General features: G+C 62.1%; 12 protein-coding genes and 2 tRNA genes. 9 read left to right on the top strand and 5 right to left on the bottom strand.

Features of this window, described 5'->3' with window-relative positions; genetic code table 11:
• Positions 1-140: 140 nt before the first annotated feature.
• On the bottom strand, positions 141-1,229 hold the full coding sequence (locus ACTFPK_RS07800) for a heme/hemin ABC transporter substrate-binding protein (RefSeq protein WP_274735097.1): 1,089 nt from the start codon (positions 1,227-1,229) through the stop codon (positions 141-143).
• Positions 1,230-1,823: 594 nt separating this feature from the next.
• Positions 1,824-1,897, bottom strand: a tRNA-Gly gene (locus ACTFPK_RS07795).
• A gap of 184 nt (positions 1,898-2,081) precedes the next feature.
• On the opposite strand from ACTFPK_RS07795, the gene ACTFPK_RS07790 reads away from it, so the two are divergent.
• A tRNA-Pro gene (locus ACTFPK_RS07790) sits at positions 2,082-2,155 on the top strand.
• 362 nt (positions 2,156-2,517) lie between these two features.
• Positions 2,518-3,570 carry a zinc-dependent alcohol dehydrogenase family protein gene (locus ACTFPK_RS07785; RefSeq protein WP_126134964.1) on the top strand — a complete coding sequence of 351 codons (1,053 nt, stop codon included), beginning with the start codon at positions 2,518-2,520 and terminating at the stop codon, positions 3,568-3,570.
• A gap of 76 nt (positions 3,571-3,646) precedes the next feature.
• On the opposite strand, the gene ACTFPK_RS07780 is transcribed toward ACTFPK_RS07785, so the two are convergent.
• Entirely contained in the window at positions 3,647-6,043 is a 2,397-nt protein-coding gene (locus ACTFPK_RS07780) for a MaoC/PaaZ C-terminal domain-containing protein (protein ID WP_439911402.1), read from the bottom strand.
• A 244-nt stretch (positions 6,044-6,287) separates the two neighbouring features.
• Positions 6,288-6,452: a 50S ribosomal protein L32 gene (gene rpmF, locus ACTFPK_RS07775; RefSeq protein ID WP_016442420.1), complete on the bottom strand. Its 165-nt coding sequence runs from the start codon at positions 6,450-6,452 to the stop codon at positions 6,288-6,290.
• Positions 6,453-6,652: 200 nt separating this feature from the next.
• Between rpmF and ACTFPK_RS07770 the strand changes: the two genes are divergently transcribed.
• The 4 genes from ACTFPK_RS07770 (at position 6,653) to epsC (ending at position 9,759) form a co-directional block, all read left to right on the top strand.
• Positions 6,653-7,318: an IMPACT family protein gene (locus ACTFPK_RS07770; RefSeq protein ID WP_274732757.1), complete on the top strand. Its 666-nt coding sequence runs from the start codon at positions 6,653-6,655 to the stop codon at positions 7,316-7,318.
• A gap of 69 nt (positions 7,319-7,387) precedes the next feature.
• Complete coding sequence (locus tag ACTFPK_RS07765) at positions 7,388-8,041, top strand: TetR/AcrR family transcriptional regulator (RefSeq protein WP_274732755.1); 654 nt, start codon at positions 7,388-7,390, stop codon at positions 8,039-8,041.
• 132 nt (positions 8,042-8,173) lie between these two features.
• Positions 8,174-9,106, top strand: a complete 933-nt coding sequence (cysK, locus tag ACTFPK_RS07760; protein WP_274732753.1) for a cysteine synthase A — start codon at positions 8,174-8,176, stop codon at positions 9,104-9,106.
• An 80-nt stretch (positions 9,107-9,186) separates the two neighbouring features.
• Positions 9,187-9,759: a serine O-acetyltransferase EpsC gene (gene epsC / locus ACTFPK_RS07755; protein WP_126135518.1), complete on the top strand. Its 573-nt coding sequence runs from the start codon at positions 9,187-9,189 to the stop codon at positions 9,757-9,759.
• Between the two features lie 6 nt (positions 9,760-9,765).
• Here the strand turns inward: epsC and ACTFPK_RS07750 are convergent, their stop codons facing one another.
• The gene (locus ACTFPK_RS07750) at positions 9,766-10,212 is read right to left on the bottom strand and encodes a ribose-5-phosphate isomerase (RefSeq protein ID WP_126135519.1); all 447 of its coding nucleotides are present in this window, start codon (positions 10,210-10,212) and stop codon (positions 9,766-9,768) included.
• 105 nt (positions 10,213-10,317) lie between these two features.
• Between ACTFPK_RS07750 and ACTFPK_RS07745 the strand changes: the two genes are divergently transcribed.
• The 3 genes from ACTFPK_RS07745 to ACTFPK_RS07735 all read left to right on the top strand — a co-directional run bounded on the left by ACTFPK_RS07745 (position 10,318) and on the right by ACTFPK_RS07735 (position 14,380).
• A complete protein-coding gene (locus ACTFPK_RS07745; RefSeq protein ID WP_274732752.1) occupies positions 10,318-12,384 on the top strand; it encodes a M13 family metallopeptidase in 2,067 nt (688 codons plus the stop codon).
• Between the two features lie 191 nt (positions 12,385-12,575).
• The gene (locus tag ACTFPK_RS07740; RefSeq protein WP_274732751.1) at positions 12,576-13,553 is read left to right on the top strand and encodes an ABC transporter ATP-binding protein; all 978 of its coding nucleotides are present in this window, start codon (positions 12,576-12,578) and stop codon (positions 13,551-13,553) included.
• Positions 13,550-14,380, top strand: coding sequence for an ABC transporter permease (locus tag ACTFPK_RS07735; RefSeq protein ID WP_274732750.1), 831 nt, complete (start codon positions 13,550-13,552; stop codon positions 14,378-14,380). Before ACTFPK_RS07740 ends, ACTFPK_RS07735 begins: the two co-directional genes overlap by 4 nt.
• Positions 14,381-14,436 lie beyond the last annotated feature (56 nt).

Below are 14,436 nucleotides of genomic sequence, written 5' to 3'. Positions count from 1 at the left end.
CTACCGCGCGGGCACACTAGCCGCCCGCGCTTTCCCACTACCGGCTGGGGTTTTCATCATCGGCCGGCGTATTTTCTTTACCGACCCACGTGTTTTCTTTACCGACCCACGTGTTTTCTTTACCAACGCACGTGTTCCCACTACTGGGCAGTGTAGAGCGCTTGGCCCATCGCTCGGATCAGATCGCCACTTTGCGGACCGAAGCCGAGGGAAAGATTATCGGGAATGGCGAGCACACGCTGTTTCTTCCCGGCCTCGGTTTGCGAAATGCCGGGCTGCCCTTCGAGGGCCTCGATCCCGCCGAGCGCGCTCAGCCCGTTGGTCATCACGATAATAACTTCCGGGTTAGCCACGAGGAGGGCTTCCTGGCTGGCGGGCCGGGCCTGGGTGACTCCCGCTTCCCCGGCCATATCACGCCCGCCCACCGCGTCAATGACGTCGCTGGCACCCGATTCGCTCCCGAGCAGCATGAACAGGCCGGCCTGCGGGCGAATATTGAGGAAGACCATGCGCAGCGGATCGGCCGGGGCGAGCTGCGCTACGTCGATACGAGCCTGCGCGATGGATTGCGAAATCTGGGCGGCGAGTTCTTCGCCGGCCTGCCCGGCACCCACGGCGCGGGCTACTTCGGCTGCGCGGGCGGGTGCGTCGTCGAACGTCGTGGCGCGCGAGAGTCGCACCACCGGGATACCGGATGCTTCTAGTTGGGCGAGGGTGCCTTCCGCCCCGCGAATGGTGCCGTCGGTGAGAATGAGGGTGGGTGCAAGGCGCAATACCGCTTCGGCATTGACGGTGTGCCCGCTTTCGGTGACGACCGGCACGCTCGCGAGGCTCGGCTCGGTATCGGATATGGTGCGGCCCGCGATGGTGTGGCCCAGCCCGAGGGCGAGAAGCGTTTGCGAAATCGCGGCGGACATATCGAGCGTGACAACACGCGATGCATCGGTCACGGTAACTTTCGCGCCGCTGGCATCCGTGATCGTGACGGGAAGGTTGACCGCTGCCGGTACGGTCGGATGCGGTTCGGGGAGCGGGGCAACGGTCGCCATCCCGGTGAGGCTACGCGGATCGGATACGGGCGCCGCGGTGGTGGGCGTGGGCGCCGTTGCCTCCGCCTCCGCTGCTGATGCGCCGGGCTGCTGCGGGGCATGTCCCTCTGTTGTCGCGGTTGTCCCGCATGCGCTCAAGGCGAGTGTGAGCACCGCGCACAGCGCTCCCCAACGTTTCATTCTTACCTCCATTTCTCCTCTACCTTAGGGTACGACGACGCAGCTAAGCCCCGCGAGCAACCCCGCGAGTATGTCGCTATCCAGGGCTGCGCCAATCATGTATCGGACGGTACCACACCCATCGGGCAAGGTTGAGCCCTGGCGACGCATCCGCCTAACTGTCGCTATGTGAGCGCCTCTTTCGGGCTGTTTCCGCCTTATAGGCCGGTTTTTGGGTCAGCCTCGTTGCTGGCCCCTCATAAGCATCGTTCCGAACGCGTGTGTTCTCACTAGTTAAACGCGTGTGGGGTGTTACCCAACCAGGCAACACCCCACACACTAAGAAACATGGCGGCAGCAACCTACTCTCCCACACCCCACCGAGTGCAGTACCATCAGCGCAAACAACCTTAGCTACCCGAGTTCGAACCCGATTCGAGCCTGCTAGCAAGCCGAAAAGTCCGGATAAAACCAACACCAAGTGTCCTATAGGCCACATATTGAAAGCATTATCGTAAAAGTGGGCCATATCCTTGCCGAGGCAGGGTTACGCGATCACGAGAAAGAAAAAGGGTGAAATACTGAGATGAGTCCGCACTATATTAACGAAAAGTATGGAGCGAGTGAGGAGAATCGAACTCCCATCATCAGCTTGGAAGGCTGAGGTTTTACCACTAAACTACACTCGCACGCGGCCGCTTGCGCGAACGCTACCCGAAGAGAATACCACCCCACCCCCAAGACTTCCACCCCGGTGGCGCCCACTAGCCGCATGGGCATTGCGGGCCAGAATCCATTACACTAGGCACGTTGCCTAGGTGCGGCTGGAAACCTTCAGTTTTAGCGCATGGCAGCTACATACAATAACTAGCACGGGACGTGGCGCAGTTTGGTAGCGCACCCGCTTTGGGAGCGGGGGGTCGCGGGTTCAAGTCCCGCCGTCCCGACCGTGTGATGTTCCGAACGTGCACTGTTCCTTTTCGTGGAGCCTCGCCTTATTTTTATGAACGACGCCGCCGCAGGCCGCCGCCAACACCCGCCGCACACGTGCCGTAAAATCCACCCCGCCGGGACATACGTCCTTAATTTACGCACCCACCCTTCGGGAGCTACGTCAACCGATCACACCCACCATCCAGCCCACTTTTCCGCGTATTTTCACGTAATTCTTATACAGCACTCGCGTGATCAAACTTACACAACCCACCGTGGCACACCCTTTCCATAGGTCTTTCGTCCCGCTAGATTGGATTGCGTGGCGCCAGTCACGGCACCGCACTTACCAGAGCGACTCAATGAGGAGAAAATTATGAAGGCTCTTGTCTACGGAGGTCCGGGAATTAAGGAATGGAAAGAAGTTCCAGATCCGCAAATCCAGCAACCCACCGACGTCATCGTCAAGATGGAAGCAACCACGATCTGCGGCACCGACCTCCACATCCTCAAGGGTGACACCCCGGAAGTCGAACCCGGGCGCATTTTGGGCCACGAAGGAATTGGCCGCATCACCGAAGTCGGGTCGAACGTGACAAATCTCAAGGTCGGTGATCGGGTCATCCTCTCCTGCGTGAGCTCCTGCGGGCATTGCTCCTACTGCCGCACCGGCATGTACGCCCACTGCATGGATCCCGAAGGCATGCCCGGCGTCGGCTGGATTTTCGGCTACATGATTGACGGCACCCAGGCCGAATACGTGCGCGTGCCGTTCGCGGAAAACTCCGTATACAAGATTCCGGAAGGTGTGAGCGATGCGGAGGGTATTCTGCTTTCCGATATCCTCCCCACCGGTTTCGAAATCGGGGTGCAGAACGGCAAAGTCAAGCCGGGCGACGTCGTCGCGGTGGTCGGCTCGGGTCCCGTGGGTCTGGCCGCGGTGATGACGGCGCGCCTGTACGGGCCGGCCAAGGTTATCGCCATTGACCTGGATGATAAGCGCCTGGATCGCGCCCGTGATTTCGGCGCCACCCACACGGTCAATAACAGCTCCTCCGATTGGAAGGAGCAGGTTATGGCCCTCACCGATGGTTTAGGGGTCGACGTCGCCATCGAAGCGGTGGGCGTGCCGGCTACCTTCGATACCTGCCTCCAGATCGTGCGCCCGGGTGGCCACGTGGCAAATGTGGGCGTGCACGGTAAGCCGGTTGACCTGCCTATCGACAAGCTGTGGATCGCCAATATCAATATTTCTATGGGTCTGGTGTCCACCAATACTCTGGAAATGCTGCTCAAGCTGGTGGCCGCTAAGAAGCTGCCCGCCGATAAGTTCGTCACCCACGAGTTTGCCTTCGAGGACATCCTGGAAGCCTACGAGGCTTTCGCCCACGCTGCGGATACCAACGCCCTCAAGGTTCTCATCCACTAAAGTAACTGGCCACCCATGTGACCTGTCCCCTCGTATAACCAGAACTGTCCTCGGGTTCCTAACAGCCTTCCCTCGTTTAGTAGCCCGAGGACGCATCCCCTACGGCCGGGCGCTCCCGTAAGCGCCCGGCCGTAGGTCCGCGGTGGCGCCCGAGGAGCTGCTCCGCCCCGCTCAGAAGCGCGAGCCCGGCCAGGTCATTGGGCTGATAGGGGATGGAGAGAAGCCCGCCATCCAAGGCGCGGTCGGTTAGGAAACTGGTGGAGGAAGCGGTGGCCTCCGGATGGTGCAGATCCCATACCAGCAGACCAGCGAGGAGAGCCGCTGCGGTATCCGCGGCGAGGGGCGGGTATCCCAGCCGCTCCAGGCCGGCGTACCCAGCGCGCAGCGGCTGGGAAATGAGCACCGATTCGGTGCGGGACATCGGGGCAATCGTGTAGGAAATAGTGCGGCCGGCTTCCCGCTCCACGGTGGCACGCCACCGTCCGATGCGTTTCGCGGCCGCGTAATTGGGGCCCTGGATATCTTGGAGCAGATTGACGACGCCGCCCTCGCGGGCGGGCCGCGCCCCGGAAAGTTTCGCCCAGCTGCGGATCGCCGTTCGGGAAACCACCCCGCCGGGGAGCTCAGCGGCGCCAGCCGCTGCGTCGTCGTTCCCCGGAATCGGGTAGGCATCCGTGGGCGAACCGTACCAGGCGAACGCAGCGTTACTTTCCTCCCCTACCATGCGCAGCACGGCATCCGCTCCCGCTTCCACCAGCAGGAATTTATATCCGGGCGCGTAAAGGGTATCCACCACCACGAGGTCACCGGGCAGCGAGAGGAGCCAACCGGCCACCGCGTCCGGGGCTGCGGTCACGTCGCCGAAACCCGCGGGCGCAATATGGAGATCACCGGCAGCTTCCAGCGCCCGGGCTCGCAAGGTGCGCATGCGCCGCGACTCGCTGCGCCCCACTCCCGCCACCTGCGCTCCGGTGGCCAGCAGCGTAGGCGCGGGGGATAGCTCCGCACCGGCACCCAGGACCGCCACAGTGCGCCCCTCCAAGCGCATCATCTCCGGGTGATGCACCACCTCGGTGAGCGCGGCGAGCACCCCGGGCTGCACCCGCCCCTGTTCTTCCCACCGAGCCAGGTGGTCAAGGAGCTCCGTGCCGCTCAGGTACACGTAGTCGCCGCGAGCATCCCGACGGGTCGCGGCGCGCCAGCGCTCGGGAATCTCCCGGCCCCGGAAAGGAACCGTGAAGGGGCAGGGCACCGTGGTACCCCGGACGATTTCGCCCCGGGGTGTCCCGCCGCGCGGGCGCAGCTTGGCGAGCGGCGTACCGTCATGCAAGGTGAGCGTATGGTGCACGAAGTTCAACCCGGCATGCGCCGCATCCGCCCCGCGGGCCGGATCGTCGAGGCGGGTCAGCTGCGCGTAGGGCTCCCGGTAGGTACGGCGCCAAGGAATAGCATCCTCGAGGGCCGTGGCAAGCGCGGCGTCCCCGGCCGCGAAAACCTCGACCATGCCCCGCGAAACCGCGGTGCTGGAGGGTTTCCCATCCCGAATGGGGAGCACGATACCTCCCTGCGCCTCATGTAATTCCGCACTGGTGTAGCGCAGATGGACGAGGTCGCGCCCCGTGCGTTCCTCGACAACGGCGACGGCGCCTTCCTCCCCCACGGCGCGCAGTACCACCTTTTGAGGCAGTACCAGGGGCGCACGGAAGGTAACTTCCCCGCGGCCCGGTGCATCCCCGCGCAGGCCAAGCTGGCCGCAGGCCCAGGCGTCGGTAGCGGCACCGTGCAGCACCGCCCCGCTAAAGCCGAAGAGGCGGGCGGTTGCTCCGGAGAGGTGAATCGGGTTGATATCTCCGGTCAGGCGGGCCCAGTGGCGCGCATCCGCGGCAGTGAAGCGCCGTTCCGCCAGCGCGTGGGGACTGGCGTAGCGCAGATGCCCGGCCTCATCCACCCCGAATTCGGTGCGGAAATCGAGATCAGCGCCCCCGAGCTGCGGTTCTTCTCCGGTCACGCGCACGGGACTCCCGGTGCTGCCCCGATCCAGGTAACGTGCGATTTCTCGGTAACACACTGCGCCGTCGTACGAAATATCAGCCGCGAGGCGCAGCGCCGTACCTTTTTCATCACGCTCAAAACTGGCAGCCCACGCCCGCACCGTAAGCGGGCGCCCGAAAGGAACGGGGCTGAGAATCTCCCACCGCAGGTCGGTGATAACGGCACCGGTGGCGACCAGGGGCAGGCTGGTATCGGCAAGAATATCGAGAGTGGGCCCCAGGCATAGTTGGTGCAGCAGAGCAGCCGGGGCATGCCCGCCCACTCCCCCGCCGGCAAAACGGGCAATACCTTCCCCCACGGGGCGCTCGGCAACCGCGTGGACCTTCACCCGCGGCAGCTCATCAGCACGAGGAACGGCGCGGCGGCTGAGTTTTTGGCGGGCCGCGGCGGCAAGGATAGCGGCGTAGCGACGGGCTTGCATGGGAACCCCTTTCGTCGGTGTCCCTTCCATTTTAGGAAAAGAGCCGCCCTGCTGCCGGCAGCGCGCTCGCGGCCAAGCGTGCAGCCCCGTCGCCCCGTCGCACCGTCGCACCGTCGCCCCGTCGCACCGTCGCCCCGTCGCACCGTCGCACCGTCGCACCGTCGCACCGCGGCGGCACCGAAACATAAAAATACCCTCGTGAGATAACCTCACGAGGGTAAGCAAGCTTGAGCTTCCCGCGGACTTAGTCCGAGAGCAGACCCTTCTTGTAAGCCTTGGCCAGCTTGCGCGGGATGCGCACTTCGCGGCCCCGCACGCGGACGGTCTGGAGCTCGGTGAGCTCGGCCTTCCACTGGGAGCGACGAGAGCGGGTGTTGCTGCGGGACATCTTGCGCTTAGGTACTGCCATGTCAACCGCTCCTCTCTACTTTCCGGGCCGCCCTGCGCAGCCGCTACGAATCTTCGTGAATATCCACGCCGAAACCGACGCTTCAATAACACACAGCGAATGAGTCTACCTCATCACCTCCACGCCGCGCCAGAGCGAGCATGTGAGATATCAAGCATCGCCACGCCACGCGTCAGCACCGGTGATGAGACAATACCACTATGTCGGATGTGCTATTAGAGGCCGGGGCGCGCTACGAAACTGAACTTGAGATCAAACGTTCTCGTTTTATTACAGTGCTGGCGCGGGTTTCCACCGAGGCGGAGGCGCGCGCTGTGATTGACGGCGAAAAGCGCCGTTTCCCCGATGCCCGCCACCATTGCAGCGCCTACGTGGTCTCCGTTGCCGGCAGCGCTCCGATCCACCGTTCTTCTGACGACGGTGAACCCTCCGGCACCGCCGGGCGCCCCATGCTCGACACCCTCCTCGGCGCGGGAATCACCGATGTTGTTGCGGTAGTCACCCGATATTTCGGGGGAACCCTGCTGGGCACAGGAGGACTGGTGCGGGCGTATTCGGATTCGGTCACCCAGGCACTCGGCCAGGCCCGGCTGGTGGAACGGCGCATCGTGCCCCGTTATCGGGCTTTTCTCCCGCACTCCGACGCCGGCAGATATATCGCCACCCTCTCAGGCGCGGGTTTCACCCCGGAGATGGACTACCACAACGATGGTGTTGAACTGCGCATATCCACTGAGCGCGGGGTATCTCTGGCCGCTATGATGGCAGAGTTGTCCGCGGGGAATGTCGGCGTCGAACAAATTGATGACGCGATTATCGAGGTTCCTTACCTGGATAAACATGACGACTCTTCTATAGCGCGTTAAAATAAACAAAAACGGCCGCATCGTGCAGTGCCGTATCGACACACGTCAACCACTGAATGCGGTGATGCCATGAGAAGCCCTTTACGGTCACACAAGAAAACCGGCCCCAAACCGACTTTCACTGCCGATGAAGCAATCGATGCAGTCTTCGAGATCGGTTTGGATCGGTTCACGCTCGGCCAGGTTGCCGAGAAGCTCGGCGTAGCGACCTCGGCTCTCTATCGTCTCTTCAAAAGCCGCGAAGATCTCATGGAAGCGTGTCTGGCGCGCGTTTCGAGCGAATATCCTCCGCCCGAAGGAGAGAGCGCGGATGCCCTGCTGCGTGATTATGCGAATAAAGTGTGGGAACTTATGGATACCCACCCGGGGCTTGATCTGCTTTTCGTGCAGTTCTCCGCAACCTCGCGTTTTATTGCCCCGCACCTCAATGCCCTTATTAATGCGCTCGAAGATATCGCCGGATGGGATGTGGAAATCGGGCTGCTCGCGGTAGACACCGTTACCAATATCATTATGGCCACCCACGCGGCGGCGGCCTCTTTCAACAACGTCAAAGACGGTACCCATATTGCTCAGCCTGCCCGCGGGAATATCGTGCTATTCTCCCGCCTGAAATGGCGCGACCGGGCCAATCTCGATACCAAACTCGACTTCCTTATTCCCGCTTTCACCGCGGAGGCCGAACGACGCGCGCGGGAATCGGATACCACTCCCCGCGATTAGCGGTTAGATGGGGTATCTGCCCAGGTCTATCCATATCTCGGGCCACGCCGAGCCACTCGCGTTCCAGAAAATAACATGGAGCCGCGGGAACAATATGGCTCGCAGCCGCGTTAGCGTACCCGAGGAGGAACTATGACCATTTTCAATGACGCTACTGAACTTGTGGGGCATACGCCCCTCGTCCGTATCAATAAGCTCGCGGAGGGTAGCTCCGCGGAAGTCCTCGCCAAGCTTGAGTTTTACAATCCCGCTAATTCGGTGAAAGACCGGGTGGCGGTGGCCATTATCGATGCCGCGGAAGAGTCTGGCGCGCTGCGCCCCGGTGGCACCATTGTGGAAGGAACCTCGGGGAATACCGGGATCGGCCTGGCCTGGGTGGGTGCCGCGCGCGGCTACAAGGTTATTTTGACGATGCCGGCCTCCATGTCCGTGGAGCGGCGTATGCTGCTGCGGGCTTTCGGGGCGCGTCTGGAGCTGACCGACCCGAAGGAAGGCATGCGCGGGGCGGTGGCCCGCGCCGAAGAAATCGTGGCGAATACCGAGAACGCGATTCTGGCCAGCCAGTTCACCAACGTGGCCAACCCCGCGATTCACGAAAAGACCACGGGTGAGGAAATCTGGGCGGATACCGAGGGCAAGGTGGATTACTTTGTGGCGGGTATCGGAACCGGCGGCACCATTACCGGGGCGGGGCGGGCACTGCGCCGCCATAATCCGGACGTGAAGATCATTGCGGTGGAGCCGGCCGAATCGCCGCTGCTCTCCGAGGGGAAGGCCGGTTCGCACGGTATCCAGGGCATCGGCGCGAATTTCGTTCCCGAGGTGCTCGACACCGAGCTGTACAACGAAGTTTTCCCGGTTCCCACGGCGACGGCGCTTGAGGTGGCGCGCGCGGCTGCCACCTCGGAGGGGCTGCTCCTAGGGATTTCGGGAGGCGCCGCTCTCCACGCCGCACTCGAGGTCGCGAAGCGTGACGAGGCTGCCGGTAAGCGCATCGTCGTCATCATCCCCGATTTCGGGGAGCGCTACGCCTCCACTCCCCTTTTCGATCCCTACCGCGATTAGGGAAAGGATAGGTACGACGGCGCAGGCCCACGTGGCGCGGGGACTCAGCTCACGGCGCGGGGCCGGCTAGAGTAGGTTCTATGGGTTTATCTCGAGCACTCCGGATGATGCGGGAAGATATTGATACCGCGCGCCGGCGCGATCCGGCGGCGCGCTCCCGCCTGGAAGTAGTACTGGCTTACTCCGGCGTGCATGCCGTGTGGGGGCACCGGGTGGCACACGCGATGTGGGAGGCGACGCCGCGGCTGCGGCTACCGGCGCGCCTCCTCTCGCAAGCCACCCGGTTGCTCACCGGGGTGGAAATCCACCCCGGTGCTCGCATCGGCCGCCGTTTCTTCATTGACCACGGCATGGGCGTGGTCATCGGAGAAACCACAGAGATCGGCGATGATTGCATGATCTACCACGGGGTGACCCTGGGTGGGTCATCAGCCGAACCGGTCAAACGCCACCCCACCTTGGGAAATGGCGTCATGGTGGGAGCGGGCGCGAAAATACTCGGCCCTGTCCGCATTGGGGACGGTTCCCAGGTGGGCGCTAACGCCGTCGTCGTTCATGATGTGCCGGCGGAAGCGACCGCGGTGGGAATCCCCGCACGGGTACGCACCCCGGCCCATCACGAACCGCTCATCGATCCGGCGATCTATATTTAGGGCTTTTTAGGCGCCTTCGTAACGCGCGATCTGGTCGATGCGGCGCTGGTGGCGCTCATCTTCGCTGAAGGGTGTTTCCAGGAAAAGCTTGACGAGGTTCCACGCCTCTTCCGGGGTATGCTGGCGCGCTCCAATGGAAATAACGTTGGCGTTATTGTGTTCGCGCCCGAGCTTGGCGGTGGCCTCATTCCAGGCGAGGATCGCGCGCACGCCGCGCACTTTATTCGCTGAAATCTGCTCGCCGTTCCCGGACCCGCCCAATACAATTCCTAGCGACCCGGCATCATCTACGACGCCCTGCCCGCAGGCAATACACGGGGCGGGGTAATCATCGAGCGCGTCATAGGTTTTAGCGCCGTGGTCCACCACTTCGTAGCCACTTTCTTCCAGTTTCTCCACCAGGAATTCCTTGAGCTCGAAACCGGCATGATCTGTTCCAATATGTACTCGCATGCAGCAATCCTATCCTATTGTGCCGCTTGTCACTTTTACTTTGGGGTGGTGCGCCGGTGGCGATGCGCTATTTAAAGTGTCGTAGGCGTCCACTACCCTGGACACATGACTGATACTGCTTTGCATGCTGTGCTTTCGGGTGCCGATACGTCGGTGCGCCCCCAGGATGATCTTTTCCGTGCCGTCAATGGCACCTGGTTGCGTGAGAAGGAAATTCCAGCCGATCAGGTCTCGGTCGGTTCTTTCATTGATCTACGCGATGAGGCGGAACTTCACGTACGTGAACTTATTGAGAAAGCTGCGGATGCCGCGGGCACTGCCGGTTCGGAAACGGCCGCTGGCGATAAGGCCGCCGCTGCGGATGCCGCACCGGGCGTTCCTGCGGAATCCCTCGCGAAGGTTGTGGCCCTCTACCGTTCTTTTATTGATACCGCTGCAATTAATGAGAAGGGCACCGCTCCCCTCACCGCTGATCTTGATCCGGTAGCCCAGGCGGAAACAAAGGAGGATCTGGCCCGCGTTATTGGCGCCCTCATGCGCACCGGGGTGGATAGTTTCTTCGGGGTGGATGTGGCCCCCAGCCTGGTCAATCCCAATGTCCATGAGTTCTCCATCGGCCAGTCCGGCCTGGGTTTGCCCGATGAAGCCTATTACCGCGAAGCGCAATTCGCTCCGGTCCTGAGCGCCTACCGGGATTTCGTGCCGCAACTGGCCCAGCTCGCTTTTGATGAGAAGGCCACCGAACCCAGCGCTGCTATCACAGCCGCCGCCGGGCGCGTCATCGATGTGGAAACAAAACTCGCCGCCGCGCATATGAGCCGCACGGATGCCCGGGATATGGATAAGGTCAATAACCCGATGTCCTTCGCGGATTTCGTGGCTTCGGCCCCGCAGTTCCCCTGGGCCACCGCGCTGCGCGCTATCGGTTACGATCCTGATGGGCTCGGTACCATTATTGTCACCACCCCGCAGGCGTTGCGGGCCGCCGCGCAGCTGTGGGAAGAAACTCCGCTGGAAACCTTGCGGGAATACACTCGCTGGCGCATTCTGCTCGCGCGTGCTTCCTACCTGCCCGAAGTGATTGATGCCAAGAACTTCGATTTCTACGGCAAGGTGCTCGCCGGTACCACCCAGCAACGTGACCGCTGGAAGCGTGCGGTGCAATTGGTCAATGGCGTGCTCGGTGAGGCAGTAGGCCAGCTTTACGTGGCCTCCTACTTCCCGCCCGAACACAAGGCCACCATGGATCAGCTGGTGGCTGACCTCTTGGATGCCTACCGCCTGTCCATCCGGAATCTGGATTGGATGAGCGATGCCACCAAGGAGCGCGCCCTGGCCAAACTGGATACTTTCGCCCCGAAGATCGGCTATCCCGATAAGTGGAAGGATTATTCCTCCATGCAGATCGGTACGGATCTGCTGGCCAATATTCGCGCTGCGTGCGAATTTGAGGTGGAGGAAAACATCGCGAAGCTCGGCAAGGAAGTTGACCGCAGCGAATGGCATATGAATCCGCAAACGGTCAATGCCTACTACAACCCGCAGTGGAATGAGATCGTATTCCCGGCGGCGATTTTGCAATGGCCTTTCTTCGAGCAGGATCGCGATGCGGCTTTCAATTACGGCGGTATTGGCGCGGTTATCGGCCACGAAATCGGGCACGGTTTCGATGACCAGGGCTCCAAGTTCGATGCGGATGGTTCCCTCAATAACTGGTGGACGGATGAGGATCGGGCGGAATTTGAGAAGCGCACCGCGGCTCTTATCGCGCAATTCAATTCCTATATCCCGGCCCAGTTGAACGGTGATGAGGCTTTCCACGTCAACGGTGAACTCACCCAGGGTGAAAACATCGGGGATCTAGGTGGCCTGTCCATCGCGCTCAAGGCTTATGAAATCCACTTGGCGCGCGAAGGTCTCACGCTGGAGAGTGCTCCGGTTATTGATGGCTACACCGGCGCGCAGCGCGTCTTCCTCTCCTTCGCCAAGATCTGGCAGGGGAAGAACCGTGACGAATGGGCCCGCCAGCTCATCGCCATTGACCCGCATTCCCCCTCCGAATTCCGCTGCAATGGCACGGTGAAGAATATCGATGCCTTCGCGCAGGCTTTCGGTTTGGAAGAAGGCGACGGCCTCTACCTCGCCCCGGAAGAACGCGTGCGTATTTGGTAAACGTGCTTCGTGCCTCCGTGCGAATACGTGCGGAAGTAGTACGACGCCGGCGCTAGCGCGCGCCTAGTTGCCAGAGTGCCACGGCGGCGGGGTGCCGGACTGACCAGGCCACCTATCCATGACATCTGTCATGAAGAAGTGGTGATTCTTGGCAGTTCCGGTACCCCGCCGCCCATTTTTACACTGATGGCATGAACACAATACCCGGGGCCAACCCGCCCCATCCGGTCCCTACCGCGCACCCCGTTGTTGCGGCCCGCGCCCTCAGCCGTTCTTTCGGACAAGTGCGCGCCGTAGATAATCTGTCGCTCACGATCACTACCGGGGAAATCGTGGCACTCCTAGGCCCCAACGGAGCCGGGAAAACCACACTCCTCGATATGGTTCTCGGCTTCACCAAGCCCAGCAGCGGCACCCTTGACGTTCTCGGCCAGGCTCCCGGCTCCCCGGCCCTCACCGGGCACATTGGGGCCATGTTGCAGACCGGCGGGATGCTACGCGATCTCACCGCCGCGGAAACCCTCCATTTCCTTGCCGATTGCCTTCCCTCCCACCTACCGGTCGCTGATGTCATTGAGCGCGCCGGCATGAGCGACTTCGCCTCCCGGAAAATCGCGAAATGCTCCGGCGGCCAAATCCAGCGCATCCGTTTCGGTGCCGCACTGCTATCAGACCCGGAGCTGCTTATCCTCGATGAGCCCACCGCGGGGCTGGATGCCACGGCGCGCCGTGACTTCTGGGCGCATATTCGGGCCGACGCCGCCCGCGGGCGCACCATTATCTTCGCCACCCATTACCTCCAGGAAGCCCAAGACCTTGCCGAGCGAGTCATCCTCATGAATAACGGACGCATCGTCGCGGACGGGAGCGTTGCTGATATTACCGCCCAGCAACGCCACCACCTCACCGTCACCTGGAATCCGCAATCCAGCATCACCCCGGAGGAACTGGCCCGGCGCACGGGCGCTGACACCATAGAGCGGGACGGGGAGCTGGTGCGTTTCACCGTGGCAGATTCTGATCGGCTTGCCGCCGTGATTCTCAACGAAGGTCTCGGCTCCCATCTTCAGATTTCTGCCGCCAGCCTCGAAGATGCTTTCTTCACCCTCACAGCCTCCCCGCACACCGATTCACCCGCCACTGCGGCACCCGAAGGAGCCCGCTCATGACCACTCCCGTAACCAGTCCGGCTACGCCCCGTTCCCGCACCAGTATTTTCTTCTCCTATATCCGACACGAGCTCTGGCGTAATTTGCGGATGGTGGATTCCCTGATCTTCCTTATTGCCCTCCCCCTCGTGATCTTCGCGGTTTTCGGGGTGGCCTCACCGGGAACCGATAAGCACATTCCTGGCGGCACCATCGCCGCCTACGTCATGGTGAGCTTGGCCCTCTACGGGGCGGCAACCGCCGCGACGTCTATGGCGGGGGCTGCCGCCGTGGAACATGACAGTGGCTGGGGCCGCCACCTAGCCCTCACCGGGATGCGCCGCGGGGACTATCTGGCAGGCAAAATCATTGTCAGCCTCCTCATCGCCTGCCTCCCCATCGGCGCGACCTTCCTCCTCGGTATTCTCACCACGGCGCAATTTGATACCCCCGGAATCTGGCTCGCGAGCGCCGGACTGTGCCTGGTAGGCGTATTTCCCTTCGCGTTCTTCGGTCTGGCCGTAGCCCTGGCATTACGCAGTGAAACCGCGGTGTCCATTGCCTCCGGCGTGGTGGTGCTTCTCGCTTTCCTCGGTAATCTTTTCATGCCGCTGAGCGGGGCAATGATGGAGATGGCCCGCTACACGCCCTTCTACGGGGCAGGCGTGCTGGCCCACTGGCCCCAGAACGGGGAGGTTATTATTACCGGTGCTTTCGCCACGCCGGGTATGCCAGAGATCCTTCCCACCGAATCCTTCGCCTGGGCAATCGGGAATGTGGTGGTGTGGACGCTTATTTTCGCGGCGCTGGCATTCCTCGCCCTGCGCCGTTCGACGGTGCGGCGCTAGAGTACGGGCGCTAAGGTACGGCTAACGTGCGAGCACAGCACCGGGCACGAGCGGCG

Origin of the sequence: Actinotignum sp. UMB0459 (assembly GCF_051905915.1) — a bacterium.
Lineage (GTDB): Bacteria > Actinomycetota > Actinomycetes > Actinomycetales > Actinomycetaceae > Actinotignum > Actinotignum sanguinis.
The sequence above is the reverse complement of the archived record's forward strand: the minus strand, read 5'-3'. Positions and strand labels throughout refer to the sequence as shown.